This window comes from Bradyrhizobium sp. KB893862 SZCCT0404 (assembly GCF_018130885.1).
Classification (GTDB): domain Bacteria; phylum Pseudomonadota; class Alphaproteobacteria; order Rhizobiales; family Xanthobacteraceae; genus Bradyrhizobium; species Bradyrhizobium stylosanthis.
The window spans coordinates 507,305-532,599 of the sequence record NZ_JAFCLT010000001.1; the positions used below are offsets into that span (position 1 = coordinate 507,305).

General features: G+C 63.4%; 25 protein-coding genes and 1 pseudogene. 21 read left to right on the plus strand and 5 right to left on the minus strand.

Features of this window, described 5'->3' with window-relative positions; genetic code table 11:
- Positions 1 to 15: 15 nt before the first annotated feature.
- The 7 genes from metA to JQ617_RS02560 all read left to right on the plus strand — a co-directional run bounded on the left by metA (position 16) and on the right by JQ617_RS02560 (position 7,050).
- On the plus strand, positions 16 to 1,128 hold the full coding sequence (gene metA / locus JQ617_RS02530; protein ID WP_212024174.1) for a homoserine O-succinyltransferase MetA: 1,113 nt from the start codon (positions 16 to 18) through the stop codon (positions 1,126 to 1,128).
- A 39-nt stretch (positions 1,129 to 1,167) separates the two neighbouring features.
- Positions 1,168 to 2,028: an acyl-CoA acyltransferase gene (locus JQ617_RS02535; RefSeq protein ID WP_212024176.1), complete on the plus strand. Its 861-nt coding sequence runs from the start codon at positions 1,168 to 1,170 to the stop codon at positions 2,026 to 2,028.
- A gap of 929 nt (positions 2,029 to 2,957) precedes the next feature.
- On the plus strand, positions 2,958 to 4,028 hold the full coding sequence (gene gmd, locus JQ617_RS02540; protein WP_212024178.1) for a GDP-mannose 4,6-dehydratase: 1,071 nt from the start codon (positions 2,958 to 2,960) through the stop codon (positions 4,026 to 4,028).
- Positions 4,009 to 4,968 (plus strand): GDP-L-fucose synthase, encoded by a 960-nt coding sequence (fcl, locus tag JQ617_RS02545; RefSeq protein ID WP_212024179.1) that lies wholly within the window; start codon positions 4,009 to 4,011, stop codon positions 4,966 to 4,968. Before gmd ends, fcl begins: the two co-directional genes overlap by 20 nt.
- Positions 4,969 to 5,030: 62 nt before the next feature.
- Complete coding sequence (locus JQ617_RS02550) at positions 5,031 to 5,483, plus strand: DUF2231 domain-containing protein (protein ID WP_212024181.1); 453 nt, start codon at positions 5,031 to 5,033, stop codon at positions 5,481 to 5,483.
- Complete coding sequence (locus JQ617_RS02555) at positions 5,480 to 6,814, plus strand: PQQ-dependent sugar dehydrogenase (protein ID WP_212024183.1); 1,335 nt, start codon at positions 5,480 to 5,482, stop codon at positions 6,812 to 6,814. Before JQ617_RS02550 ends, JQ617_RS02555 begins: the two co-directional genes overlap by 4 nt.
- 32 nt (positions 6,815 to 6,846) lie before the next feature.
- Positions 6,847 to 7,050, plus strand: a complete 204-nt coding sequence (locus JQ617_RS02560) for a hypothetical protein (protein WP_063682698.1) — start codon at positions 6,847 to 6,849, stop codon at positions 7,048 to 7,050.
- A gap of 5 nt (positions 7,051 to 7,055) precedes the next feature.
- On the opposite strand, the gene JQ617_RS02565 is transcribed toward JQ617_RS02560, so the two are convergent.
- On the minus strand, positions 7,056 to 7,991 hold the full coding sequence (locus JQ617_RS02565) for a diacylglycerol kinase catalytic domain-containing protein (RefSeq protein ID WP_212024185.1): 936 nt from the start codon (positions 7,989 to 7,991) through the stop codon (positions 7,056 to 7,058).
- The gene (locus JQ617_RS02570) at positions 7,975 to 9,018 is read right to left on the minus strand and encodes an SPFH domain-containing protein (RefSeq protein ID WP_212024187.1); all 1,044 of its coding nucleotides are present in this window, start codon (positions 9,016 to 9,018) and stop codon (positions 7,975 to 7,977) included. The genes JQ617_RS02565 and JQ617_RS02570 overlap by 17 nt, the downstream gene beginning before the upstream one ends.
- A gap of 102 nt (positions 9,019 to 9,120) precedes the next feature.
- Here JQ617_RS02570 and JQ617_RS02575 point away from each other — a divergent pair, with 102 nt between their 5' ends.
- From JQ617_RS02575 to JQ617_RS40340, 3 genes and pseudogenes are all read left to right on the plus strand, one after another.
- Positions 9,121 to 9,849, plus strand: a complete 729-nt coding sequence (locus tag JQ617_RS02575; protein ID WP_212024189.1) for an NUDIX hydrolase — start codon at positions 9,121 to 9,123, stop codon at positions 9,847 to 9,849.
- A 455-nt stretch (positions 9,850 to 10,304) separates the two neighbouring features.
- A complete protein-coding gene (locus tag JQ617_RS02580) occupies positions 10,305 to 11,123 on the plus strand; it encodes an alpha/beta fold hydrolase (RefSeq protein WP_212024191.1) in 819 nt (272 codons plus the stop codon).
- A gap of 132 nt (positions 11,124 to 11,255) precedes the next feature.
- A pseudogene (locus JQ617_RS40340) lies at positions 11,256 to 11,342 on the plus strand (DNA mismatch repair protein MutT); the annotation flags it as partial.
- Between the two features lie 20 nt (positions 11,343 to 11,362).
- Here JQ617_RS40340 and JQ617_RS02585 read toward each other — a convergent pair.
- On the minus strand, positions 11,363 to 11,740 hold the full coding sequence (locus JQ617_RS02585; RefSeq protein WP_212024193.1) for a hypothetical protein: 378 nt from the start codon (positions 11,738 to 11,740) through the stop codon (positions 11,363 to 11,365).
- 488 nt (positions 11,741 to 12,228) lie between these two features.
- Between JQ617_RS02585 and JQ617_RS02590 the strand changes: the two genes are divergently transcribed.
- Both JQ617_RS02590 and JQ617_RS40430 read left to right on the plus strand, forming a co-directional pair.
- Complete coding sequence (locus tag JQ617_RS02590) at positions 12,229 to 12,534, plus strand: hypothetical protein (protein WP_212024194.1); 306 nt, start codon at positions 12,229 to 12,231, stop codon at positions 12,532 to 12,534.
- A 384-nt stretch (positions 12,535 to 12,918) separates the two neighbouring features.
- On the plus strand, positions 12,919 to 13,338 hold the full coding sequence (locus tag JQ617_RS40430; protein ID WP_502754862.1) for a CPBP family intramembrane glutamic endopeptidase: 420 nt from the start codon (positions 12,919 to 12,921) through the stop codon (positions 13,336 to 13,338).
- 104 nt (positions 13,339 to 13,442) lie between these two features.
- Here JQ617_RS40430 and JQ617_RS02600 read toward each other — a convergent pair whose 3' ends face one another.
- Positions 13,443 to 14,138: a hypothetical protein gene (locus JQ617_RS02600; protein ID WP_212024198.1), complete on the minus strand. Its 696-nt coding sequence runs from the start codon at positions 14,136 to 14,138 to the stop codon at positions 13,443 to 13,445.
- A gap of 429 nt (positions 14,139 to 14,567) precedes the next feature.
- On the opposite strand from JQ617_RS02600, the gene JQ617_RS02605 reads away from it, so the two are divergent.
- The 7 genes from JQ617_RS02605 (at position 14,568) to JQ617_RS02635 (ending at position 21,625) form a co-directional block, all read left to right on the plus strand.
- Positions 14,568 to 15,956, plus strand: coding sequence for an MFS transporter (locus JQ617_RS02605; RefSeq protein WP_212024200.1), 1,389 nt, complete (start codon positions 14,568 to 14,570; stop codon positions 15,954 to 15,956).
- 117 nt (positions 15,957 to 16,073) lie between these two features.
- Positions 16,074 to 16,901, plus strand: coding sequence for a 3-oxoadipate:acetyl-CoA acetyltransferase (locus JQ617_RS02610; protein WP_212024202.1), 828 nt, complete (start codon positions 16,074 to 16,076; stop codon positions 16,899 to 16,901).
- A gap of 134 nt (positions 16,902 to 17,035) precedes the next feature.
- Positions 17,036 to 18,241: an MFS transporter gene (locus tag JQ617_RS02615; protein ID WP_212024204.1), complete on the plus strand. Its 1,206-nt coding sequence runs from the start codon at positions 17,036 to 17,038 to the stop codon at positions 18,239 to 18,241.
- A gap of 181 nt (positions 18,242 to 18,422) precedes the next feature.
- Positions 18,423 to 19,652, plus strand: a complete 1,230-nt coding sequence (locus JQ617_RS02620; RefSeq protein WP_212024206.1) for a CaiB/BaiF CoA transferase family protein — start codon at positions 18,423 to 18,425, stop codon at positions 19,650 to 19,652.
- Between the two features lie 217 nt (positions 19,653 to 19,869).
- A complete protein-coding gene (locus JQ617_RS02625; RefSeq protein ID WP_212024208.1) occupies positions 19,870 to 20,748 on the plus strand; it encodes a beta-keto acid cleavage family enzyme in 879 nt (292 codons plus the stop codon).
- Positions 20,749 to 20,921: 173 nt separating this feature from the next.
- Positions 20,922 to 21,137: a hypothetical protein gene (locus JQ617_RS02630; RefSeq protein WP_018647192.1), complete on the plus strand. Its 216-nt coding sequence runs from the start codon at positions 20,922 to 20,924 to the stop codon at positions 21,135 to 21,137.
- A gap of 95 nt (positions 21,138 to 21,232) precedes the next feature.
- Positions 21,233 to 21,625 (plus strand): RidA family protein, encoded by a 393-nt coding sequence (locus JQ617_RS02635; RefSeq protein WP_212024210.1) that lies wholly within the window; start codon positions 21,233 to 21,235, stop codon positions 21,623 to 21,625.
- Positions 21,626 to 21,809: 184 nt separating this feature from the next.
- Here the strand turns inward: JQ617_RS02635 and JQ617_RS02640 are convergent, their stop codons facing one another.
- On the minus strand, positions 21,810 to 22,472 hold the full coding sequence (locus tag JQ617_RS02640) for a TetR/AcrR family transcriptional regulator (RefSeq protein ID WP_212024212.1): 663 nt from the start codon (positions 22,470 to 22,472) through the stop codon (positions 21,810 to 21,812).
- A gap of 314 nt (positions 22,473 to 22,786) precedes the next feature.
- Between JQ617_RS02640 and JQ617_RS02645 the strand changes: the two genes are divergently transcribed.
- Positions 22,787 to 24,022 carry an acyl-CoA dehydrogenase family protein gene (locus JQ617_RS02645; protein ID WP_212024214.1) on the plus strand — a complete coding sequence of 412 codons (1,236 nt, stop codon included), beginning with the start codon at positions 22,787 to 22,789 and terminating at the stop codon, positions 24,020 to 24,022.
- Between the two features lie 152 nt (positions 24,023 to 24,174).
- Entirely contained in the window at positions 24,175 to 25,233 is a 1,059-nt protein-coding gene (locus JQ617_RS02650) for a phosphotransferase family protein (protein WP_212024216.1), read from the plus strand.
- Positions 25,234 to 25,295: the final 62 nt, after the last annotated feature.

Consider the following 25,295-nt stretch of genomic DNA (forward strand, 5'->3'; position numbering starts at 1 on the left):
CATAGAGGCAATCGAATGACTGTCCTGATCGACATCGAGTCGCACGAGCACCACCTCTCTTCGAGAGCGTCGGGGGCCGCCGACGCGAAGGCCTCACCGGGAAGGCGGGAGGAATATCTCGACATCGGGCTCGTCAACAACATGGCGGATGCCGCCTTGATGTCGACCGAGCGCCAGCTCTTCGACCTGCTCGATGCCGCTGCCGGACGGCTTTGCGTCAGGCTGCATTTCTACACGATGGAATCGACGCCCCGTTCGGATTGGGGACGCGATTACGTGCGCCGGTACTATCGCGGCATGGGCGATCTGCTGAACGGACGCCTGGATGGTGTGATCGTGACGGGTGCCGAACCCAGGGCCTCCTGCCTGACGGAAGAGCCATATTGGAGCACCTTCGCCGAGATCGCGGATTGGGCGACGGAGAATACCGTGTCGTCGATATTCTCCTGCCTGGCCGTCCACGGGGCGGTCCTGCACCTGGACGGCATTCCGCGCCACAAGCTGCCTGCCAAATGCTTCGGCGTCTTCGCTCAAACGAAGACGTGGCATCATCCGTTGATGCAGGACGTGCCGCGGACCTTCCGGATACCCCACGCCCGGTGGAACGAGGTGCAGGAGGAGGATCTCTCGGACTGCGGATATCAGGTTCTCACCTGGTCGACGGAGGCCGGGGTGGACTGCTTCGTCAAGCCGCAGAAGAAGAGCCTTTTCGTGCATTTCCAGGGTCACCCGGAATACGAAACCCAGAGCCTGCTGGGTGAATTTCGACGGGATATGGGACGCTTTCTCCGTGGCGAGAACGAAGTCTGTCCGACGATACCGCGGGGGTATCTGAACGAGGGCGCGGAAGAGATCCTGATCGCTTTCCGGCAGAAAGCCATTTCCGGCAGACAACCGGAGCTGTTCGCCGAGTTTCCGGTCGATCGGCTGGCGAAGGACCTGAGCAACGTCTGGCGTCTGCCGGCCCAGCGCATCTACCGCAACTGGTTGCTGTACCTGGCGTCGCAGCGAGCCGGGCGCTCAAAATCATCGGGCGCGCGAGACGAGACCTTCTCTGCGGCCCGGCGCCACGGACGCAGGTTGGTTGCCGCGCGATCGGCTCATCCGGCACGTGCGCAAGCCCGCTGACCAAAGGGCGACCCGGGTGCCGCGGGTGAAAGTTCGAACATGATCCGATGTCGTGAGATAGAAATCGTCGATCTCGACGCCATCGTCGATCTCTTGGCAAACGGCTTTCCGGTGCGTCCGCGCGACTACTGGATCGATGGTCTCCGACGCCTGGCCGTGCGCGAGACGCCCGACAGTTTCCCGCGCTTTGGCTATATGCTCGAGCATGACCGGATGCCGGTCGGTGCTCTGCTCCTGATCCACACCGCCAGGTGCGATGGCGGAAATATCTCGATCCGGTGCAATCTCTCCAGCTGGTATGTGCAGCCCGCCTATCGCAGCTACGCACCGATGATGACCAAGGTCGCGCAACGTCACAGGGACGTGACCTACGTCAACATCAGCCCGGCGCAATGGACTTGGGACGCCATCGAAGCGCAGGGGTTCCGCCGTTATTGCGCCGGCCTGTTCTTTTCCTTTCCGGCCGTATCGCGACCTCCAAAGGATATGCGCGTGGAAGTCGTCCGGCAGGATACGCAGGCTATTGAGGGATTATCGGAGTCCGACGTCGCCTTGCTTGCACGCCACGCGCTCTACGGCTGTCTCGTCCTGGTGTGCCGCGCCGTTGATGGCCGCGCCTTTCCGTTCGTTCTGCAGCCGATGCGGCTGGGCCGCGTCAGCTTGCCATCGATGCAAATGATCTATTGCGCCGATGTGGCCGACTATATCGCGTGCGCCGGTGCCATTGGTCGTTTCCTGGTTCGACGCGGTTGGATATCGGTTGCTCTCGACGCCAATGGTCCCGTGACCGGCCTCGTCGGTATCTACAGGGAGCCGATCGGTCGCAAATACTTCAAGGGTCCGCATTGCCCCCGGCTTGCCGATTTGTCGGACTCTGAACTGGTGATCTATGGGCCATGACTGGGGTTAGGCGCGCCGGCCGAGCGGCTTTCCAGGTGGATTGAGCGCCGGACGCCCTGGGAGTCTTGCTGCCGCACTTCGTTTCGTCTCAGCAAAGTGAGGTTCCAAATGGAACCTCGCTGTTTTTTTTGATTTGATTCAGGGAGGGCGAACGAAAGTCACGGACGAATGCCTCGATCCTGCGAGCCCATTGATCATTCGAGGAGAGGCGTCAATTGACCGACAAAGCGCCGATGCAGAGTAGATACTTCATTCGGATGGGCGGCAGAGGGTGGATGGTCTACGATCGAGAGCGCAGGGGGCCGGCAATGATTGGGACGGACCTGGCTGAGAATCTGACCAGGGAGCGGGCCGAGGAAGTGCGGCACATGCTGGCGGCTTCAGGGCGAGGGCAAACGGGATCATCTTGATCTCCCGAATTTGTTGAAAAGCGCGGGAGGGAGTTGTCGGACTGGGTTGCCGTCCTGCTGATTGTCGCCGAAGGCATGGACCAATGGTGGCGGGCCAATCTCGCGGACCCGAAAGCCGCTACAGTCTGCTGCGTGGCTGAAGCCGAGAACTTCCTCCGCGACGCCGATTGCTCCCGCAACGGCTTGACACGATTTCCAATGTGAGTGGTCGCTTTCAGGTTGCGGAGAGGGCGGATGAATTGGGATGCGTTTTCCCGTCCAACATAACTTCCGACATTTTGCGCAACAAAAACGTCCACCAAGACCCGTTGATGCCTCGTAAGATATTGTTTTATATAATGTAATCGTTTGGGGTGGCGCTCATCACCTGCTCCACCCGAACCTCTTCACCCGCGCCAATTCCCCACGGCATTTCCGAGAGTTGACCGCAGCGGCCGTTCTGTCAAAGAAGGACGTCACATCGAGGGTTGCCGCGAAGGGGCGGGCTGCCCGCGCGGTCAGCGGGAGTTAAGGGTTCATATGTCTGAGCGGATCGCTCTCATCACCGGCGTTACCGGCCAGGACGGCGCCTATCTCGCCGAATATCTGCTGTCGCTCGGCTATGTCGTGCACGGCATCAAGCGGCGCTCGTCCTCGTTCAACACCGCGCGCGTCGATCATCTCTACCAGGACCCGCATGTCGGCAACGTGCCGTTCCTGATGCACTATGGCGACATGACGGATTCGACCAATCTGATCCGCCTGGTGCAGCAGATCCGCCCCACCGAGATCTACAATCTCGCGGCCCAGAGCCACGTCGCCGTCAGCTTCGAGAGCCCGGAATACACGGCGAACGCCGATGCGATCGGCGTGCTGCGCCTGCTGGAAGCCATCCGCATCCTCGGCATGGAGAAGGAGACGCGGTTCTACCAGGCCTCGACCTCCGAGCTCTATGGCCTGGTGCAGGAGATCCCGCAGAAGGAGACGACGCCGTTCTATCCGCGCTCGCCTTACGGCGTGGCCAAGCTCTACGGCTACTGGATCACGGTAAACTACCGCGAGGCCTACGGCATGTTCGCCTCCAACGGCATCCTGTTCAACCACGAGAGCCCGATCCGCGGCGAGACCTTCGTCACCCGCAAGATCACGCGCGGCGTGTCGCGCATCGAGGTCGGTCTGGAAGACACGCTCTATCTCGGCAATCTCGAGGCCAAGCGCGACTGGGGCCATGCCAGGGACTACGTCGAGGGCATGCACAAGATCCTGCAGGCCGACAAGGCCGACGATTTCGTGCTCGCCACCGGCGAGATGCATTCGGTGCGCGAGATGGTCGAATTGTCCTTCGCGCAGGTCGGCCGCCGCATCGCCTGGCGCGGCAAGGGCGTCGAGGAGACCGGCATCGACGAGACGAGCGGCAAGACCGTCGTGAAGGTCGATCCGACCTATTTCCGCCCGACCGAAGTCGATCTCCTGATCGGCGATGCCAGCAAGGCGCGCGACGTCCTCGGCTGGAAGCCGAAGCGGAGCTTTGCCGAACTCGTCGCCGAGATGATGGCGAGCGATCTGGCCGAGGCAAAGCGGGACGCGGGCGATGGCAAGCGCACCGTTTGAGCTGAAGGGCAAAAGCGTCTACGTCGCCGGTCATCGCGGCATGGTCGGCAGCGCACTCGTGCGCCGGCTCGAACGCGAGGACGTCCGGCTCGTCACGGTGACGAGGGGCGAGGTCGATCTCTGCAACCAGGCCGCCGTGTTCGACTGGTTCGCGAAGGTGCGGCCGCAGGCGGTCTTTCTCGCCGCGGCAAAAGTCGGCGGCATCGTCGCCAACGACACGCTGCGCGCCGAGTTCATCTACGACAACATCGCGATCTCCGCGAACGTGATCCAGGCCGCGCGTCAGAACGGCGCCGAGAAGCTGATGTTTCTGGGCTCGTCCTGCATCTATCCGAAGCTGGCGCCGCAGCCGCTGCGCGAGGACTCGGTCTTGACCGGCCCGTTGGAGCCGACCAACGAGCCCTATGCGATCGCCAAGATCGCGGGCATCAAGATGGTCGAGGCCTATCGCAGCCAGTACGGATGCGACTTCATCAGCGTGATGCCGACCAACCTCTACGGTCCCGGCGACAATTATCACCCCGAGATGAGTCACGTCGTCGCCGCCCTGATCCGGCGCTTCCACGAAGCCAAGGTGTCGGGCGCGAAGAACGTCGTGGTGTGGGGCACCGGCACGCCGCGGCGGGAGTTCCTGTATGTCGACGACATGGCCGATGCCTGCGTGCACCTGATGAAGACCTATTCCAGCCCGGAACTGGTCAACATCGGCACCGGCGAGGACATCGCCATCGCCGAGTTCGCGCGCGTGGTGGCCGACATCGTCGGCTACAGCGGCGAGATCAGCTTCGACACGTCGCGGCCCGACGGCACCCCGCGCAAGCTGCTCGACGTCAGCCGCCTGGCAAAGCTCGGCTGGCGCGCGACGACCTCGCTTCACGATGGCTTGAAGCGCGCATATGCGGCGTATCAGGTCGAGGCGCCCGGGGCCGTGCAGAGGTAGGAACCTTCGCCACAAGCGCGAGTTGGCCGGTCGGGTAGGGCGAAAGCCACACGAGGCCAACCGTGCAAGAAGCTGTGCGCGTGCGCTCCACCGCGCAAATCGCGGGCCATCCGATTCATCCGATGCTGGTGCCGATTCCGATCGCGTGCTTCATCGGCGCGCTGCTGACCGACATCGCCTACGTCGTCAGCGCCGAGATCATGTGGGCGAATTTCTCCGCCTGGCTTCTCCTGGTCGGCGTCGTTTTCGGCGTGCTGGCGGCGATCGCCGGCCTCGTCGATTTCCTCGGCAACCGCCTGGTGCGGGCGCAGACGCCGGCCTGGCCGCATCTGATCGGCAACGCCATCGTGCTGGTCCTCGCCACCATCAACGCGCTGATCCACACCCGCGATGCCTGGACCTCGGTGTGGCCGGCCGGGCTCATTCTGTCGATCATCACCGTGCTGATCCTGCCCGTCACCGGCTGGCTGGGCTGGGCCATGGTGTATCGCCACGGCGTGGGAGTTGCGCGATGAAGTCTTCGATTGTCCGCGCGCTCGCGTGCATCTCGCTGCTGAGCTTGGCCGCTTGCGATGACGGCAGCGGCGATCCCAAGGCGCAGATCGGCGCCAACCCGAAGCTTCCCGACATCCAGCAATATTGGCTGCCGCCGATGCACATCGCGCGCATCGTCGGCTGGAAGAAGGACGAGACGCCGGCGGTCGCGCAGGGCCTGCAGGCCAAGGCCTTTGCCACGGGTCTGCAACATCCGCGCTTCCTCTACGTGCTCCCCAATGGCGACGTGCTGGTGGTGGAATCCAAGGCGCCCACATCCGCTCCGATCAAGCGGCCCAAGGAAATCGTGATGGGCTATATCGAGTCCTGGGCGACCTCGGGTGGCGATACCGGACCGAGCAATCGCATCACGCTGCTGCGCGACACCAACGGCGACGGCGTGCCGGACACGCAGAGCGTTTTTCTCGACCACCTCAATTCGCCCTTCGGCGTCGCGCTGGTCGGCAACGATCTCTATGTCGCCAACACCGACGCGATCGTGAAATATCCCTACACCGAAGGCGACACCAAGATCACCGCGCCGGGCACGGTGCTGACGCCGCTGCCGGGCGGGCCGATCGACCACCACTGGACCAAGAGCCTCGTCGCCAGCCCCGACGGCTCGAAGCTCTATGCCGGCGTCGGCTCCAACAGCAACATCACCGAGAACGGCATGGAGGCCGAGCACAACCGCGCCGCCATCCTCGAGGTCGATCGCGCCAGCGGGCGCTGGCGGATCTTCGCAAGCGGGCTGCGCAATCCGAACGGCCTCAGCTTCGAGCCGCAGACCGGCGCGCTGTGGACGGTGGTGAACGAGCGCGACGAGCTCGGTCCCGACCTCGTGCCCGACTACATGACGTCGGTGAAGGACGGCGGCTTCTACGGTTGGCCCTACAGCTATTACGGCCAGCACGTCGATCCCCGCGTCAAGCCGGAGCGTCCCGATCTCGTCGCCAAGGCGATCGTGCCCGACTACGCCCTGAGCTCGCATGTCGCCCCTCTCGGAATGGCGTTCTACACCGGCACGAGCCTGCCGAGCGCCTATCGCGGCGGCGCCTTCGTCGGCGAGCATGGCAGCTGGAACAGGCAGAACCTGAACGGCTACAAGGTGGTGTTCGTGCCGTTCAGCGACGGCAAGCCGAGCGGTCCGGCGCAGGACGTCGTCACCGGCTTCCTCAACAGCGACAACAAGGCGCGCGGCCGGCCGGTCGGCGTCGCCATCGACAAATCAGGCGCGCTGCTGGTCGCGGACGACAGCGGCAACACGGTCTGGCGCGTGACCGCGGCGCATCCGCAGCTCACGCAGCGTTAGACCCCGGATTTGATGGACTGGAGGATGAGACCATGGGCCTTGCTCAATACGCGATCGTGCCGGTGCAGGACGAATGGGGCGTGCTGCACGACGGCGACGTCAAGAGCCGATATGCCACCAAGGAAGCCGCCTTCGAGTCGGCGGTCGCTGCGGCGTCGCTGGCCCTGCGCGAGGGCCACGAGGTCCATGTCAGCGTGCCCGGTCGCGAGGCCGGTGAGAACGCGCTCGGCATCTAGCGCGGTCACACGATCAGTCGCCCGCGCCGCGCGGCAATTCCGATCGTGACCTCGGCGCCCGCGTTGAAGTCGAGGCGGTCGGCCTCGACGCCGTCGCTGAAGATGACGCCGTTTTCCGCCATCAGGGACCGGATGCGCAATTGATCCTCGGACGCCAGCCGGCCGCAGACGAGATTGGTCTGCGAGTGGCGGCTCGGGAAGGGTTCGCGCACGGCGAAGCGCAGCTCTGCTGCGTCCCAGGGCAGGGCGTCGTAGCTGGCCGGCGGGGAGGGCTGGCCGAAACTGCCGGCGATCGCAAGCGAGCCGGTGACGATGCTCTTGAACCAGGCGGTCGAGCCGAGCCCGGTCGAGACGATCAGCCCGCTCGAGGACTGCCGCTCCGTCGTCCCGCCGGCCGCGATCTCGTAGACGGCCGAGACATGCGTGCGTGCGCCGACGAACAGGTCGTTCACGGCGTGCAGCACCTGGCCGTCGGAGAGCCGCGCTTCCGCCATCGTCACGGCCTGGCTATCACGCTTCTCGGCGGCGACATCAGGCAGGAGCTTTGCGAGATCCCCAGGCGCGAAAGGCAGGAGAATGCCGTCATGGCGCGCCGGTTCCGGATTGACCCCGATCAGCGGATGGCCGTCGAGATATTTCATCGTGTTGGCGACGACGCCGTCCTGACCGAGCGCAACCACGATGTCGTCGGGCGCGAAGATGAAGTTGGGCAGGAACCCGCGCTCGATGACCTGATAGCGCCCCCATTGCTCCAGCACCTGCAGCGTCGCGTGACGCTGCGCCTGGTAGACCTCGTGCTCGCGCTCGTAGTCGGAGAAGTCGGCGCCGAGATGCTCGACGTAGAAGCGCGCCTGCGCCGGCGTCAGGTAACGCGCGATCAGGTCCTCGAGCCTGGTCCGGCGCGTCACCAGCACGATCTTGCGGTCATTGGCGGCGGGCATTGGCGGCCTCGGGCTTCGGCTTCTCCATCAACTGGCTGAGCAGGTCCGGAGAGACGTTGAGCTGGCCGATCTTCTCGGCCTTTTCGGCGATGCCGGTGAAGGCTTGCGCGATCAGCTGCCCCGGCTGCATGCCGGACGCGGCGAGCGCCTGGATCACGCGGGTGTCGACACCCTCGAAGATCTTCATCAGCGCCCCGACACGATAGGCCTCCGCGTCGGCCAGCGTCCTGGTGTTCTCGGCATTGAGGCCGACGAAATCCTTGCGCTTGCCTTCCAGCACGATGTCCGCGGCCATGCCGGCCTGCCTCAGCTCGTTGCGCTTGGCGGCGACGCTCGCCTCGGCGTCCATCTGGGTCTCGCGGATCGAGCGCTTCTTCTGCTCGACCGCGATCTCGGTGTCGAGCTCGCTTTCGCGAATGGCGCGCTCCTGCTCGACGGCGAAATTGCGCCGGGCGAAGATCGCTTCGTCCGCAGTCTTCAGGATCGCCTCGCGCGCTTCCGCTTCCAGCGCCTTCGCGGTGTCGGGCGTCGGCTTGATGCCGCGAATGGACACGCCGAGGATCTCGAGGCCGAGCGCGGCGATGTCGGCGCGCGCCCGCAAGCCTGCCGCGATGATGTCGGCGATGCGGTCGGAGGACTGCAGCGCGTCCTTCAGCGTCAGCTCCTTGATCGCCTGCTGGGCGAGGACCTCGACCGTGCCGAGGATACGCTGCGGCAGCTTCTCGGGATCGTCGGTCTCGTAGGTCCTGCCGTCGGCCTTCAGCGTGAAGTCGAGCATCGCGGCCGCCTTCTTCGGCTCGTTGATGCGGTAGGTGACATGGCCCTGCACCGTCAGCGTCTGAAAGTCGCGCGCGATCTGCTGGAAGATGAAGGAGGCGTCGCGGCTGCCGATCGGCACGGCGACGAGCATGGTCACCGGCGCGTAGTAGAGCGCGGACAGACCGGCGCCCTCGGCGACGACAGCGCCGGCGCGATACTTCATCAGATAAGTGGTGGGCTGGGCCTTGATGAACCTGACGCCAAACATGGCTTTCTCCGTGGGGTCCTTAGTAAGTGTGTCTGAGCAACTAAGTAAGTTGGACTGTACAACTAACCATGCTACTGTCAAGGCCGATCAGCGGAGGTGGCGATGGCAGGCGAGCCCAGAAGCAAAGACCTTGGAAAGTCAGGGCAATTGGACTTTCCGCGGCCCCTGACCACGGTCGACGTCGTGATTTTCAGGATTTCGGGCGACAGCCTCCAGGTGTTGCTGGTGCAACGCCCGGCGGACGAGGGCGAGCCGTTTCCGCAAGCCTGGGCGCTGCCGGGCGGCTTCGTCGACGTCGCCAAGGACCGCGATCTCGCGGCCTGTGCGGCGCGCAAGCTTAGGGAGAAGACCGGCGTCACGAGCCCTTATCTCGAGCAACTCGGAAGCTGGGGCAGTGCGACGCGCGATCCGCGCGGCTGGTCGGCGACGCACGCCTATTTCGCGCTGATCCCGGACGACGCCGGCACGCTCGCACCCGATGCGCGCTGGTTTCCGATTCAAGGGGGCCGGCTCAAGGACAAGCTCGCCTTCGACCACGGCGACATCCTGGCAACGGCTATCCAGCGCCTGCGCAACAAGGTGGAGTACACCTCGCTGCCCGCCTATCTGATGCCGGCGGAATTCACGCTGCCGGACCTGCAGCGCGTCTACGAGATCGTGCTCGACCGTTCGCTGGAGAAGAGTGCGTTCCGGACGCGGATCCTGTCGGCCGACATGATCGAGCCGGTCGCGAAGATGCGGCGCGGCCCCAACCGTCCGGCGCAGCTCTATCGCCTGAAGAAGGGCAGGGAGCCCGTGTATTTCGTGCGGACGTTCAATCCGCCGGAATGATGTCGCGGCGACCGAGTTCGTGACGCATGATCCGAGGTTCCGGTTCGGCGCTTGCATCACGTCTTGGGGCGGCTGCATCAATGGGCTGTCGCTGATGTCGCTCCTGATCTGACTTCACTTCGGCTTTCGGGGGCAAAGCGGCCGTGACCGGACCTGCTGCTGGCTGGACTCAGTCGTGAATTGGCCCGTTGAGGACAGTCGCATCGATTGGTGCTGCGAAGGAAACCTGACAGCGAGAGACCCGACCGGTCAGGCTTCTACTTCGGGCTTTTTCGAAAGACGTAGCTGTGTCCGTCCATCATCATGATGAGGCTTGTAGTCGCGACGTTGCTTCGGCGAAGTGATCCCGAAAGTCAAAAACTCTGCCCGCGAAATTGAGTAACGCGTGGCTCAATGGATCAATTGATCGCTTGTCCTTTCAATACAATGTCTGACAGCGCAGATGGGGCGACTCGATGTCCACAATCACGACCAATGACGGCGTAAACATCTTCTACAAGGATTGGGGATCAGGTCAGCCGATCGTGTTCAGCCACGGTTGGCCGCTGTCAGCGGACGACTGGGATGCCCAGATGATGTTCTTCCTTCATCACGGGTATCGGGTGATCGCCCACGACCGGCGCGGCCATGGCCGGTCCGACCAGCCAAGCACCGGCAACGACATGGACCGTTGGGTTGCCGACCTCGCGGCCCTGACTGAACACCTCAACCTGCGCGATGCGATCCACATCGGGCACTCGACAGGCGGTGGTGAGGTGGCTCGCTATGTCGCTCGCCACCAGGAGCGCGTCGCGAAGGCGGTTCTGGTCGCTTCACTGACGCCGAACATGTACCGGAGCGAGACCAACGCGTCGGGTCAACCGCAGGAGTGGTTCGAAGCGATCCGGGCAGGCGTGCTGGGCAACCGGTCGGAATTTTACCGTTTCGTCCCTGAGAATCCGTTCTACGGGTACAACCTCGATGGGGCCAAGCCTTCTGAGGCAATCATTGCGAACTGGTGGCGCCAAGGCATGGCCGGTGGTGCTCTCGCTCACCACGCAACTGTCGCCTCTTGGCTCGAAGATTATACTGAAGACCTCAAGAAGATCACCGTGCCGGTGCTGGTGATGCATGGCGAGGCTGATCAAGTCGTCCCGTTCGCAAGCTCCGTGCCGCGTGCGGTCAACTTGCTCAGGAACGGGTCGCTGAAGACCTATCCCGGCTACCCCCATGGCATGCTGACCACGCATGCGGATGTCCTCAACCCCGACCTGCTCTCGTTCATCAGATCTTGACGACATCTCTCATCCGTCATCGCCGTCCCGCGCGAAGGAGATGCCGTTTGCAAGGCGACCTCTCCTTTCAGTTCAGGAGACGGCATGCGACAGCCGCTTTTGGCCCTTAGCGCCATTTGGCTGCGCCACAGCCTGCGCAACAAGGTGGAGTACACCTCGCTGCCGGCCTATCTGATGCCGGCGGAATTCACGCTGCCGGACTTGCAGCGCGTCTACGAGAACAGGCGATTGATCCTTCGCTATCTGGCACGGTCTTTGAGAGCGAAGATAAGCCAGGGGGTAACGAGGGAGATGGCGTAGGCGGGCTGAATAAGGTCGCTATATCCGCCCAGTCCCTCAAAGGACCGATAGCCGCCGCTCGCGGCGATCCAACCCAATATTCCAGAGATCGAGGCGGCAACAAGCGAAGAGTGCTTGGCGAGCGCGGCAGCGCCTGCGGCAACCACGTAGATAATGGCCGTGGTGATCGTGGCGAATACAACGAGCATTGGCAACGTAACGACCATTCGGATGAAGAATTCGCCGCCGGCGCCTTTGTGAGTGATGGCGAGAAGCAGGGCGGCGCTGCTGAAGAAGGCCATCGCCAGAAGCGCGCATTTCATCGCTTGTCGCAACATGGCAATCTCGCACTCTCCGGGGTGCCTCTCGGTTAGGCCATGACCCACACGATAGCATGAGCAGGTTGGACGGATCGTAAACAAGCTTATGGTCGACCGCGCCCGCTGCAGGCCGGACCCAGTCGTGAATTGACCCAAGACAGGCACTGGCCAGTAGTCGCTATAATTTGAATCCTATTCTTCATGCGGACGAAAGCTCGCTTAGCTATTGTTGGTTGTAGGGCAAATGAGGCGCTTCCTTCCATGCCGAAATGGCTTGTTGTACTTGTCGCTCTCCTCGCGGCTAGGGCCTACATCCCTCAGGTCCGCCACAGGGTGATCAACTGGCTTAAGACGCACCCCACGCTCATTGGACCAGCTCTGATCGTCGTCGGAATAGTGGCGGTCTTGTATCCGTTCATCGATCCTACCACTGTCCTATTCTTGGCCGTTGTTGCAGTCATCTCTGGTCTCGCTGCATTTTTTGACCCAAAAACGTATCCCAGCCGATGAGACCCTCGTACGAACGGCAGCTCGCGGCCTTTGAAGCTGCATATGGCGAATTGCTCCTCTCGGCTTTGCAAGCGTGCGCCAAGGGACAATGGGGGCTCTTCGGCTCATACGAACGGGTCGGCCTGCGCAGCCCGGCAAGGGAGGAGCTACTTGAATTGGGCTCAAGAATTGAGCGCCTGCGCGACAAGTGCGGTATGGAATCCTTCACGCTTCATGCGCGGTTCCTGCAGATGGGCTCTCGCCATTCAAACACGCCCGGTGAGCTGAAATTGGCTCAGCAGTGGTTGGACGAGCTGACGTAAGGGATCTAGCGGCTGCAATCCTGCGTGGGCCAGCGCATCCCTTGGAATTCTGCTGTTGGCTTATAGGGGACATAGTGTCCAGCCTTGGCGGAGGTCAGCACTTGACCCAAAGCGGACGTGTCCTGCTCGCTAGGCCGCATTGCCGTGAATGTATTAGCCGCGCTAAAGATACATGATGATGGCTCGCCCGATACCCACGCCTCTCTGGTTCGCGGCGGCCCTCATCCCAATGGCAGTGTCGCAAATTGTAAGACTGCAACAGTCCGATCCGGCAGCATGGATCGCCTGGGATTACGCAGGCCGCCTCGGGGCCTTGGCAGTTCTGTGCGCGATACCTGCTGCGCGGAAGATAGCCTTCCGATTTGAACCACTTCGAATAGCGCGATGGGAAGCGACCATCTGGATTGTTGGCATTGTCCTCGTGGACCATTATGGGGCGGCTGGATCCGACGAACCATTGATGGAGTCCTACCTGCGACAGTGCTCGGGACATATCCTGAAGTGCAAGGCTGGCTACATGTCGTCGATATCTTTTTCGGTCTTGGGCTAGTCGCCTTAAGTGAGGAGATCTTATTCCGCCGCTGTGCGCGTCATCTGCTCAAGAGCTATTTGGATGACGGCTATGCCTTGATTCTCGCAACCTCATTTTTGTTTGGAGCCGTTCACTGGTGGACGGGTTTCGGGAATTTTGGCGCGGCTATGGTGACAGGCGGCTTGTTGATGATGTCGTACCGCCGATCCGCGGCACTTTGGCCTGCAGTTCTTGGACACTACGTAGCTGACATAGTGAACTTCGCGTTTTGAAAGGTTGCTTTTTGGCCCGTACCGGACCTTCCGCAAGCGTCACGTCCTCAACCGCTTTTGACCCGAAGCGTACGCGCGGCCGCATCAATTACGGTCGATTGAGCTCAATTGTACCTTTGATAGAAATCATAACGGTTCAGATCGTTTGAAAGCGTAGCTCCATGATGAAGCCGATCTCCGTCCAGTTGGCCGTTGAGCTTCTTGAGCCAGGGCAACTTGTTTTCGATGCCAACTGTGACTGGGTCATCCGTCACTTCGATGACAGCTTCGCGAAGTGCAACGCCAGGACCGAAGGCTGCAGCTAGATTTGCGGGCTCAACCTGTTCGACCGATTTGGGGTCATCGAGATCACGGAAGTGCACCAACATCGGAATTTCGTCCACACGCAACACGCGACGTGGGCGCTGTTCTTTTAAGAGTTGCACCTTCGGGAGTGGTTCGGCCTCGCGCTTGTGCACGTCGGCAAACGCATGAAACAGCAGCCATGCGGGACCCCCGAGAGTTCTGAAGCCGACGCTCTGCCCCCGCAACAGTGCGAAGAGCGTACCGCGAGGGCCAAGATTGACTATTACAGCTTCGCCATTTACCTCGCTCCCGGTACCTCCCATTGAGCCAAAGAGGGCTCTCATATCGGACTGCTTGACCTGAATGACGCCAGAGCCGCTCACGAGCGAGCCATCGACGTCTACGTTAAATGTCAATCGGTACCTGATGGTCTCGCTGAACGAGCCGCCGCAAGCTGTGAGAATGATGCCCAAAAGGCAGAGTACAGCCAGCCATCTCGCCCGCGACAGATCCATGACCTATACCAATACCTTGAAGCCGCTTACTGGCGAGTCAACGACCTTGGGTTGTGCATAACGAGCAGCTAAGGATTGGTAAATCATCCTGACCGCCAAAAAGGAAAGCTGGCTAGGAGTTCACTTCCGTTTCTGCCCCATCGCGCCATTTGGCTCCGCCACAGCATTCGGCCGCTATTGCTGCATAGCGGACTCTTGCATCTGTCCGCCCGGCAGATGGGCCCTCAGCCCAGATAACATCATGTTAGGTTTATCGCATAACAGGGTAATTGTGTTACCCCGGCGATAGCCTATTGTCGCAGTCAATCAGACACCCATCGGCAGTGACGAGCGCTCGCGGCGACCCGCAGGGCGACCGGAGAATGCTGCCCAATTTCGAGCGAAGCCCGCCAACGGGCCGTCAGCAAATCCAGTGGAGGAATTTTTCAGATGACCGCGACCCATCAGATGAGTCAGTCCCGGAAGGCTGCTGCCAGCGGCTGGATCGGTTCGGCTCTCGAATATTATGACTTCTTCATCTACGCGACTGCCGCCTCGCTGATCTTCCCGCAAATCTTCTTTCCGTCCGAAAACCCCACCGTCGCGATCGTCGCATCGCTGGCGACCTATGGCGTCGGCTATGTGGCGCGCCCCATCGGCGCCTTCGTGCTCGGACATTGGGGCGACACCCACGGCCGCAAGACGGTGCTGATCGTCTGCATGTTCCTGATGGGCATCTCGACCATGGCCGTCGGCCTTCTGCCGACCTATCATCAGGTCGGCATCCTCGCGCCGATCCTCCTCGTCATCCTGCGTCTCGTGCAGGGATTTGCCGTTGCCGGTGAAATCTCCGGCGCGAGCTCGATGATCCTGGAGCATGCGCCGTTCGGCCGGCGCGGCTTCTATGCGAGCTTTGCACTCCAGGGTGTGCAGGCCGGACAAATTCTGGCAGCCGCGGTCTTTCTGCCGCTGGCGGCCTATATGCCGACCGACGCCTTCAACAGCTGGGGCTGGCGCATCCCCTTCCTGCTCAGCTTCTTCGTCATCGTCGCCGGCTACATCATTCGCCGCGAGGTCGACGAGACCCCGGCCTTTGCCCGCGAGGGCGAGCGGGGAGAGACACCGCGGGCGCCGATCGTCCAGGCCATCAAGCTGAGCTGGCGCGACATGCTCAGGGTGATCTGCATGGCGCTGATGAACGTCATCCCCGTCGTCGCGACCATCTTCGGTGCGGCCTACGCGGTGCAGCCGGCCTATGGCATCGGCTTTGCCAAGGACGTCTATCTCTGGATCCCCGTGCTCGGAAACATGCTCGCCGTGTTCGTCATTCCCTTCGTCGGGCATCTCTCCGACAAGGTCGGCCGCAAGCCTCCGATCATCGTGGGCGCGCTGCTCTCCGGTCTGCTCGCCTTCGGCTATCTCTACGCCATCAGCATCAGGAACGTGCCGCTGGCAATCTTTCTCTCGCTGCTGATGTGGGGCGTGGTCTATCAGGGCTACAACGCGATCTTCCCGAGCTTCTATCCGGAGCTGTTTCCGACCCGCACCCGTGTGTCGGCGATGGCGATCTCGCAGAACATCGGCACCACCATCACTGCATTGCTGCCGGCGCTGTTCGCGACCGTGGCGCCTCCCGGCTCGGCCAACATTCCCCTGACGGTTGGGGCGATCGCGTTCGGCATCACGGTCATCGCCGCGCTGGCGGCCCTCACGGCCCGGGAGACCTACCGGATCAGCATCGACGATCTCGGCAATCCCAAGGCCGTGCCGATGCCGCGCGCCGACTACGAGCGGCGGCGCACGGAGGCCGCAAGCGGTGCGGCCGCCATTCCGACCTGACGGAAACGTGACGAGGCCATGCCGCTGCGAACCACGATATTTGCAGCGGCAGGGCTTCAGGCGTTATGTGTCTATCCGGCTTTGTGCGCGCGAGCGCGATCCTCATGAGGTCTCAAGATGAACCCCGTCGTCGTTGCCGTCGCCATCACCGGCTCCGTTCCGCGCAAGAAGGACAACCCGGCGGTGCCGATCCTGCCGTCCGAGCAGATCGAGTCGACGCACCAGGCCTTCGAGGCCGGCGCCACGCTCGCCCATATCCATGTGCGCAACGACGACGAGACGCCGTCCTCCGATCCCGAGCGCTTTGCCCTGGTGCAGCAGGGGATCAAAAAGCATTGCCCTGGGATGATCGTCCAGTTCTCGACCGGCGGGCGAGGGCGCGATCCCTCGGCGCGCGGATCGTCGCTCTATCTGAAGCCGGACATGGCCTCGCTGTCCACGGGCTCGGTGAACTTCCCGACCATCGTCTACGAGAACAGCGCCGCCCTCGTTGACTTGCTCGCCACCGGCATGAAGACGAATGGCATCCGGCCGGAAATCGAGATCTTCGATCTGTCGCACCTGCACGGTGCGCGCCGCCTGATCGAGGCGGGGCTGATGGACCAGCGTCCGCACGTGCAGTTCGTCATGGGCGTCAAGAACGCGATGCCGGCGGACGAGCATGTGCTCGATATCCTGCTGGGCGAATTGCGGCGGCTGATCCCGAAGGCGACCTGGACCGCCGCCGGGATCGGACGTCACCAGGCCGAGGTGATGGGCTGGGCGCTCGCGCGCGGTGCCGACGCGGTGCGGACCGGGCTCGAGGACAATATCCGGATCGACAAGACGCGCCTTGCCGCCAGCAATGCCGAGCTGGTGTCCGTCGCCTGCGAGGCGGTTACGCGCCACGGCCGGCGCGTTGCGACCGCGGCCGAGGCGCGATCCCTGCTCGGTTTGGCGGCATAGTGGCTGCTGCCTCCTCCTGACATGCTTCCGGCCGCCTCCTGCCATTCGGCGGCCGGCGTTCCCGCGCGCCGAGTCTGCGGGTAAGACGGGTAGCTCGGGCGTGATCGGCGCCTGCGGGGCAGGCGACGTTTGGAATGCGATTCTTGAAAACTGACGGCAGGCTCATCGGCGTCCTGCTGGTTCTCGCGATCACCCAATTGATCGGGTGGGGCACAATAGGTCTTCCGGCCGTGGTTGGCCGCGAGCTTGCCGACGGCCTCGGCATGAGCCTGCCGGCGGTGTTCGCGGGCAGTTCGGTGCTTTACGTCACGATGGGGCTTTGTGCGCCGTGGCTTGCCAGGGCCTTTGCGCGGCACGGTGCGCGCAAGGTGATGATGGTGGGCACGGTCGTCTCCGCGCCGGGCTACATCGTCCTGTTTTTCGCGCGTGAGCCGATGCTCTATTTCGCCGGCTGGGTCATTCTCGGCATGGGCGGCAGCGCCACGTTGTCGACCGGTGCCTACATCATGCTCAACGAGGTCGCGGGGCGAGGGGCCAAGAACGCCATCGGCGGGCTGATGCTGGTGACGGGCCTGTCCAGCAGCATCTTCTGGCCGACCACCTCGTTCCTGAGCGGTCATGTCGGCTGGCGCGGCACCTGTCTCGTCTACGCGGCCATGATGCTCCTCATCAATCTCCCGCTCTATGCATTCCTCGTTCCGCGCCGGAAAATTGCGACCGGCGAAGGCGGCGGGCCGGTCAAGGCGGCGCCGCCGCCTGCGATCCCGAGAAGCACCTTCGGTCTCGTCGTCTGCGTGATCACGATGAACGCTTTCGTCAATTTCGGCATCAGCGCGATCCTGATCGAGCTGCTGCGGGCGGAGGGCCTTGCGCCGGCGCAGGCGCTTGCGTTCGGCTCGATGCTGGGCGTGATCCAGGTCAGCGCCCGCGGGCTCGATCTCCTCGGCGGCGGCCGGTGGGACGGGATCACGACCGGGCTGGTGGCCGGCACCGCGCTGCCGGTCGCCATGCTGCTGTTGATGACGAGCGAGGGCGCGACCTGGGCGGTCGCGGCGTTCATCCTGATCTATGGCGCCGGCAGCGGGGCGATGGCGGTGGCGCGGGCGACGATCCCGCTCGTGTTCTACGACCAGGCCGAGTTCGCCAAGGCAATGTCGATGATCGCGCTGCCGCTCAATCTGGCGTCCGCGATCTCGCCGCCGCTCCTCGTCGGCCTGCTCACCCAGTTCGGCAGCCGCGGGGCGCTGGGTCTCACCTTTGTGTTTTCCTGCGCCACGGTGCTGATCCTGGTCCTGCTCGGCCGGCGGCGGCCGCAGGTGGCTGCGGCGGCCGCGACCTGAGGCGATATTCGCGGCACGGAAATTCGCCGCACGGCCGCTCCTGCGCCGGGGCAGGGATGGCCGTATGCCCGCAGTGCAGTGCTCGGGGCCCGAAAATGGTGTATCCGCAGGGAGCGCGGCCCCGCGATCTCGCCGCCGCGCCAAGATCAGCTCTAAGATCCAGTTCCCGGAGGAATTCGACATGTCGGCCTTGCCGCTCTCAGGCATCAAGATCCTTGACCTCACCCGCGTGCTTGCCGGGCCTTTGTCCGCCCAGATGCTGGGCGACATGGGGGCGGAGGTCATCAAGATCGAGCGGCCCGGCACCGGCGACGACGCGCGCGCCTTCGGCCCGCCTTACCTGAACGATCCCGAGGGCAAGGCGAACAACAACAACTCGTTCTACCTCTGCGCCAACCGCAACAAGAAGTCGGTCACCGTCAACATCGCCAAGCCGGAAGGGCAGGCAATCATCCGGGAGCTTGCCAAGGACGTCGACGTCTTCATGGAGAACTACAAGGTCGGCGACCTCAAGCGCTACGGCCTCGACTACGAGACGATCAAGGCGATCAATCCCGGCATCATCTATTGCTCGGTCACCGGCTTCGGCCAGACCGGCCCCTACGCGCCGCGCGCCGGCTATGACGCCATCCTGCAGGCCATGGGCGGTCTGATGAGCGTCACCGGCCACATGGACGGCGAGCCCGGCGAGGGCCCGATGAAGGTCGGTCCGTCCATCGTCGACTACATGACCGGCATGAACACCTCGATCGGCATTCTCTCGGCGCTCTACCATCGCGACGCCAATGACGGGCAGGGCCAGCACATCGACGTCTGCCTGTTCGACACCGTCATCGCCTCGCTGTCGCACTGGCTGCAGATCTACCTCGTCAACGGCAAGACCCCGCCGCGCCGCGGCACCTGGGGCAATGGCGGCATGCCCGCCGGCGTGTTCCGCTGCACCGACGGCGAGCTGATGCTGGTGGTCGGCAATGACGGCCAGTTCCGCAAGACCTGCGCCGTGCTCGGCGCCCCCGAGCTTGCGAGCGATCCGCGCTTCGTCAAGAACAACGACCGCGTCACGCACGGCAAGGAGATCATGGCGATCTTCGCCGGCCTGTTCCTGAAGCAGCCGGTGGCCTACTGGCTGGACAGGCTGGAGGAGGCCGGCGTGCCCTCGGGCCCGATCAACAATTTCGAACAGGTGTTCTCCGATCCGCACGTCCAGTCGCGCGGCATGCGGGTGAAGACCGAGCACAAGTTCGAGCCGGAGCTGTCGCTGATCCGCAACGCGCTGACCTTCTCGGAAACCCCGATCAAGACCTACCGCGCCCCGCCGCTGCTGGGCGAGCACACCCAAGAGGTGCTCGGTGGCAAGCTCGGCTATGACGCCGGCAAGATCGAGGACCTGAAGAAGCAGGGGATTATCTAGCGTCGGCGAAGCGGCGCGCGTTCTTGCCCTCTCCCCCTGCGGGAGAGGGTGGCTCGCCGCAAAGCGGCGAGACGGGTGAGGGGTATCTCTCCGCGAGTCCCTTCACCGTGTTTGTGGACACAGACCCCTCATCCGGCGCTTCGCGCCACCTTCTCCCGCAAGGGGAGAAGGGAAGAGGGCCGGCGCTCCTGGCGCGTGAACATTGGGATGAAATCATATGACCACCGGCAAGACCATCATCACCTGCGCCATCACGGGCAATCTCACAAAACCCGAGCAGTCGCCGTATCTGCCGATCACGCCCGAGCAGATCGCGACCTCCGCGCTGGAGGCGGCCGAAGCAGGTGCCGCCATCGCGCACATCCACGTGCGCGATCCCGCGACGGGACGGCCGTCGATGGAGATCGAGCTCTATCGCGATGTCGTGGACCGCATCCGCGCCCGCAACAGGAGCCTCGTCATCAACCTGACGACCGGCCCCGGCGGACGTTTTGTTCCCTCGCACGAGGATCCCCGCGTCGCCGGCCCCGGCACCACGCTGCTGCAGCCCGAAAAGCGCGTCGAGCACGTCGAGCTGATCAAGCCCGACATCTGCACGCTCGACCTCAACACCATGAATTCCGGCGGCGAGGTCGTGATCAACACGCCGCGCAACGTCCGCATCATGGCCGAGCGGATGAAGGCCGCCGGCGTGCTGCCGGAGATCGAGCTGTTCGATTCCGGCGACTGCCATCTGGCGCGTGACATGCTGGCCGACGGCTCGCTGAAGGGGCCGGGCCTGTTCTCGCTCGTGCTCGGGGTGAAGTACGGCTTCTCGGCGACATCAGAGACGATGTTCTACGCCCGCAGCCTGCTGCCGCCGGGGGCGATCTGGTCCGGCTTCGGCATCGGCCGCGCCGAGTTCCCGATGGTGGCGCAAGCCTGGCTGCTCGGCGGCCATGTCCGCGTCGGCATGGAGGACAATCTCTATATGTCCAAGGGCGTGCTGGCGAAGACCAATGCGGAACTGGTCGCGCATGCCGCAGGCATCTTGAAGAGTCTTGGCGCGAGCGTTGCCAGCGCCGAGGATGCGCGTGCCATTCTGGGACTGGCATGACGCTGCGCGGCACCGGATCACTGCGCATGGACTGGTGACCACAACGTGACGCTGGCGCGGCCTTGTCTGGAGCTTGCGCGCAATCCCCAGATAAACCCTGTCCGTAGTCGCACAGGCTTCCACTTCACGCGCGACTCTGATTCGATCTCTCCACGTGAGCCGGGAGGGAATGAATGTCCTACACGATCGGGTTTCAGTCCAAGAACCAGAAGTCCATTCTGGCAACCGAGGCGGCGACCGCCAATCAGGCCGTTGCCATCATTGCCGCGCTGCGGCAAAGCGCCGACGAAATAAAGTTCATCCGCTCGCCGCAGGAAGGCGAGATGGGCATCGAGATGCTGCTGCTGCTCGCCAAGGAGGAGGCCGAGGAGATGCCGCGGCGGGCCTGATCCCGACACCACCACAGTTCGAGCAGAAGCGAAGCATGCCGGCTACGGAATAATGTAGCAAGGCGCTAGTCTCGCTCGAACCGAAGGTGGCCCGCATGAAACGCGAAGCGCTCCGCGTCGAACCGATCTCGTCCTTTCTCGACCGCGTGAAGGCGCCGACCTCGCCGGTGACGCGCGCCGGCAACATGATCTTCGTCGCGGGCCTGCCGCCGTTCGACCCCGATACGGGCGAGATCGGCGGCATGGCAATCGAGCGGCAGAGCGAGATCATCATGGAGCAGATGAAGCTGTGCCTGCAGGCGGCCGGCGCCTCGCTCGACAATGTCATGAAGTGCAACGTCTACTGCACCTCGACGAAACACTTCGCCACGTTCAACACGGTCTATGCCCGCTACTTCCCCGTCGATCCGCCGGCGCGCATCTTCGTCGTGACGCCGGAATGGTTCGGCCCCTTCGACGTCGAGATCGACTGCATCGCGATGATGTGAGGGGAGCGGTTCGTTTACCTCTTCCCGCTTGCGGGGAGAGGTCGGATTGCATCGAAGATGCAATCCGGGTGAGGGGGGGCAGGTGCCACGACAATCTCGCGCGCGGAGAGAGGCCCCTCACCCCAACCCTTTCCCGTGAGAACGGGGCGAGGGAGCGCAGCGTCGGCGTGGTTAGGGTCTTTCGCTAGCGCGCCGCCACCTTTGCCGGCGCCTTCGCCTCGGCCTTGCCCGCCGTCAGCGCCATCGTCGCCACGCTGACGACGCGGGCGACCACGTCCTCGACGTCGTCGAGGTCGCATTTGCCTTCCGACAGCTTTGTCAGTCGCTCGCTCTCGCGGATGGTGTGGTGCGCCATGGCGAGCGCGAAGTTGAGGCCCCAATAGATATCGACGTCGCTGCGGTCGGGCAGGGACCTTCGCATCGCGCCGGCGAATTTGCGCAAATGGTCGATCTCGCGGTTCTTGATGCGGCGGATCGGCGGCACGGATTCGATCGAGGCGCGGATCATGAAGCGCGCCGCGGTGGAGCGCTGGTTTTCCGGCCCGAGGCAGCCGCGTAGCGTCGGTCCCACCAGCGCGCGCAAAATCACCTCGATCGGCGCGCGGCCGCCGCCGTCTTCTTCCGCCGCCTTCAGTTCGCGCAGGCGCTCGCGGTTGGTGGCGATCGAGCGGGTGACGAACAATTCCGCGATCAGCTCGTCCTTCGAGCCGAAATGATAATTCACCGCCGCCAGGTTGACGCCGGCCTCCGCGACGATGTCGCGCAGCGTCACGTCGCCGAAGCCGCGATCGGCATAGAGCCGTTCGGCGGCGGCGAGAATGGCAGATCTCGTATGATCGCTGGCCATGGCCCTTGTCCCGTCATTCCGGAGCGACGCGCGAGCGTCGAACCTGGAATCTCGCGCCACGATCTCGAGATTCCGGGTTCAGCCCTGCGGGCTGCCCCGGAATGACGTCGGGAGCGAGGGAGTTGCAATTCAAACAGTTGTATGAAACTATCGTTTGAAGGCCGGGAAAAGTCAATCCGCAATCGGGACTCGTTCGCAACTGCGACCGGTTCCGCTGGTGCTCGCAAGCAGCGCATTCGCGCTTGCGGGCCGCGCGCGGCGGGAGGACAGTCCGGCGCAAAACGACAAAGCGAGAGAGAAACGAGGAGCGTCCCATGGATTTCGATCTGTCCCCCAAGCAGAAGGAATGGCTCGACCGCGTGCGGTCCTTCATGGCCAAACACGTGCGTCCGGCGGTGCCCGTCTATGACGAGCAGGATCGCACCGGCGAACGCTGGAAGGTCATCCCGGTGCTCGAGGACCTCAAGAAGAAGGCGAAGGCCGAAGGCCTCTGGAACATGTTCATGCCGCCGAACGAGCATGAAGATGACGAATTCCGCGGCGCGGGATTGACCAATCTCGAATACGCGCTGCTGTCCGAGGAGATGGGCCGCATCACCTGGGCTTCCGAAGTGTTCAACTGCTCGGCGCCCGACACCGGCAACATGGAAGTGTTCATCCGCTACGGCTCCAAGGAGCAGAAGCGCAAATGGCTGCGCCCGCTGATGGACGGCGAGATCCGCTCGGCCTTCCTGATGACGGAACCGGCGGTTGCCTCGTCGGATGCCACCAACATCGAGACCCGGATCGAGAAGGACGGCGACCACTACGTCATCAACGGCCGCAAATGGTGGTCGTCCGGCGTCGGCGATCCTCGCTGCAAGATCGCGATCCTGATGGGCAAGACCGATCCGTCGCTCGCCAAGCATCAGCAACAATCGCAGATCCTGGTTCCGCTCGACACGCCCGGCATCAAGGTCGAGAAGATGCTCCCCGTGTTCGGCTTCGACGACGCGCCGCATGGCCACGCCCAGGTGCTGCTCGAGAACGTGCGGGTGCCGAAGGAGAACATCCTGCTCGGCGAGGGCCGCGGCTTCGAGATCGCGCAGGGCCGCCTTGGGCCCGGCCGTATCCATCACTGCATGCGCACCATCGGCAAGGCCGAGGAGGCGCTGGAGAAGATGGTGAAGCGGCTTTCCTCGCGCACCGCGTTCGGCAAGAAGATCATCGAGCACAGTGTGTGGGAGCAGCGCATCGGCGAGGCGCGCACCGACATCGAGATGAACCGCCTGCTGTGCCTCAAGGCCGCCGACATGATGGACAAGGTCGGCAACAAGACCGCGCAGCTCGAGATCGCCATGATCAAGGTCGCCGGTCCCAACATGGCGCTGAAGATCATCGATCAGGCCATCCAGGCCTTCGGCGGCGCCGGCGTCTCGGACGAGGCGGGCCTTGCCAAGGACTACGCCCACATCCGCACGCTCCGTCTCGCCGACGGTCCGGACGAGGTGCATAACCGCGCCATTGCCAGACTTGAACTTCGGAAGTATGCAAACTCTCCGCGTCACTGAGCACGTCATCGAGTGGGAGCGCCGCCCGGCGTTCCCGGCTTGAAGACAGGGCATGACCGGCATGGGCAACCGCTTGACGCAAGTGCGTCAGCGGGTACCCATTAGGATCATGCCGGACCTGAAATGGTCGGGACTGAAGAGGGAGCGTCACCGTGGCTGACGGCGTCAGGAAAGACGAGGAGTTCTCCGGCACCAAGCCGGTCGAGGAGCGGCATCGTTTCGACGAGCTCCGCCTCGAGGCATGGATGCACGAGAACGTCGAGGGTTTTGAAGGCCCGCTGGTGGTGCTGCAGTTCAAGGGCGGCCAGTCCAATCCGACCTATCGCCTCAACACGCCGAAGCGTTCCTACGTGATGCGCCGCAAGCCGTTCGGCAAATTGCTGCCCTCGGCGCATGCGGTCGATCGCGAATATCGCGTCATCGCGGCCCTTGGAAAACAGGGCTTTCCGGTCGCGCACGCCTATGCACTGTGCCAGGACGACAGTGTCATCGGCGCTGCCTTCTACATCATGTCGATGGAGGAGGGCCGCGTGTTCTGGGATCCGACGCTGCCGAGCCAGGATCCCGACGCGCGCCGCAAGATCTTCAGCAGCAAGATCGAGACGCTGGCCCAGCTGCACATGTTCGATCCCGTCGCGATCGGCCTCGGCGACTTCGGCAAGCCCGGCAATTACTTTGCGCGCCAGATCGATCGCTGGACCAAGCAGTACCGGGCGTCCGAGACCCAGCACATTCCGGAGTTCGAGAAGGTCGCCGAATGGCTGCCCAAGACCGTGCCGGAACAGGCGCGCGTCTCGATCGTCCACGGCGACTATCGCCTCGACAACATGATTTTCCACGCGACGGAACCGCGCGTGCAGGCCGTGCTGGACTGGGAGCTGTCGACGCTCGGCGATCCCATGGCCGACTTCACCTATCTCTTGATGCAGTGGATCATGCCGGGCCTGCAGGGCGCCGACCTCAAGGCGCTCAACATCCCGAGCGTGGAAGAGGCCGCGCAGATCTATTGCAACGTCACCAAGATGACGGTGCCGGACCTCAACTGGTACTTCGCCTATAATTTGTTCCGCCTCGCCGGCATCACCCAGGGCATCGCCGGCCGCGTCCGCGACGGCACCGCCGCCAACGCCAAGGCGCTCGAGTCCGCCAAGCGCACCGTGCCGCTGTCGAAGGCGTCATGGGAATACGCGCAGAAGGCCGGCGCGGTGTAAGAACGACAAAGGCGCGGCTGATGGCCGCGCCTTTTTTGTTTGGGTGAGGGGCATCCTCACGA

Bases quoted from the DNA above. Each gene is read 5' to 3' on its own strand.
- JQ617_RS02555 (WP_212024183.1), top strand. From the start codon at position 5,480: ATGAAGTCTTCGATTGTCCGCGCGCTCGCGTGCATCTCGCTGCTGAGC.
- JQ617_RS02605 (WP_212024200.1), top strand. From the start codon at position 14,568: ATGACCGCGACCCATCAGATGAGTCAGTCCCGGAAGGCTGCTGCCAGC.
- JQ617_RS02635 (WP_212024210.1), top strand. From the start codon at position 21,233: ATGAAACGCGAAGCGCTCCGCGTCGAACCGATCTCGTCCTTTCTCGAC.
- JQ617_RS02535 (WP_212024176.1), top strand. From the start codon at position 1,168: ATGATCCGATGTCGTGAGATAGAAATCGTCGATCTCGACGCCATCGTC.
- JQ617_RS02630 (WP_018647192.1), top strand. From the start codon at position 20,922: ATGTCCTACACGATCGGGTTTCAGTCCAAGAACCAGAAGTCCATTCTG.
- JQ617_RS02615 (WP_212024204.1), top strand. From the start codon at position 17,036: ATGCGATTCTTGAAAACTGACGGCAGGCTCATCGGCGTCCTGCTGGTT.
- JQ617_RS02645 (WP_212024214.1), top strand. From the start codon at position 22,787: ATGGATTTCGATCTGTCCCCCAAGCAGAAGGAATGGCTCGACCGCGTG.
- metA (WP_212024174.1), top strand. From the start codon at position 16: ATGACTGTCCTGATCGACATCGAGTCGCACGAGCACCACCTCTCTTCG.
- JQ617_RS02590 (WP_212024194.1), top strand. From the start codon at position 12,229: ATGAGACCCTCGTACGAACGGCAGCTCGCGGCCTTTGAAGCTGCATAT.
- gmd (WP_212024178.1), top strand. From the start codon at position 2,958: ATGTCTGAGCGGATCGCTCTCATCACCGGCGTTACCGGCCAGGACGGC.
- fcl (WP_212024179.1), top strand. From the start codon at position 4,009: ATGGCAAGCGCACCGTTTGAGCTGAAGGGCAAAAGCGTCTACGTCGCC.
- JQ617_RS02600 (WP_212024198.1), bottom strand. From the start codon at position 14,138: ATGGATCTGTCGCGGGCGAGATGGCTGGCTGTACTCTGCCTTTTGGGC.
- JQ617_RS02625 (WP_212024208.1), top strand. From the start codon at position 19,870: ATGACCACCGGCAAGACCATCATCACCTGCGCCATCACGGGCAATCTC.
- JQ617_RS02560 (WP_063682698.1), top strand. From the start codon at position 6,847: ATGGGCCTTGCTCAATACGCGATCGTGCCGGTGCAGGACGAATGGGGC.
- JQ617_RS02565 (WP_212024185.1), bottom strand. From the start codon at position 7,991: ATGCCCGCCGCCAATGACCGCAAGATCGTGCTGGTGACGCGCCGGACC.
- JQ617_RS02610 (WP_212024202.1), top strand. From the start codon at position 16,074: ATGAACCCCGTCGTCGTTGCCGTCGCCATCACCGGCTCCGTTCCGCGC.
- JQ617_RS40430 (WP_502754862.1), top strand. From the start codon at position 12,919: ATGGGAAGCGACCATCTGGATTGTTGGCATTGTCCTCGTGGACCATTA.
- JQ617_RS02575 (WP_212024189.1), top strand. From the start codon at position 9,121: ATGGCAGGCGAGCCCAGAAGCAAAGACCTTGGAAAGTCAGGGCAATTG.
- JQ617_RS02580 (WP_212024191.1), top strand. From the start codon at position 10,305: ATGTCCACAATCACGACCAATGACGGCGTAAACATCTTCTACAAGGAT.
- JQ617_RS02570 (WP_212024187.1), bottom strand. From the start codon at position 9,018: ATGTTTGGCGTCAGGTTCATCAAGGCCCAGCCCACCACTTATCTGATG.
- JQ617_RS02640 (WP_212024212.1), bottom strand. From the start codon at position 22,472: ATGGCCAGCGATCATACGAGATCTGCCATTCTCGCCGCCGCCGAACGG.
- JQ617_RS02620 (WP_212024206.1), top strand. From the start codon at position 18,423: ATGTCGGCCTTGCCGCTCTCAGGCATCAAGATCCTTGACCTCACCCGC.
- JQ617_RS02585 (WP_212024193.1), bottom strand. From the start codon at position 11,740: ATGTTGCGACAAGCGATGAAATGCGCGCTTCTGGCGATGGCCTTCTTC.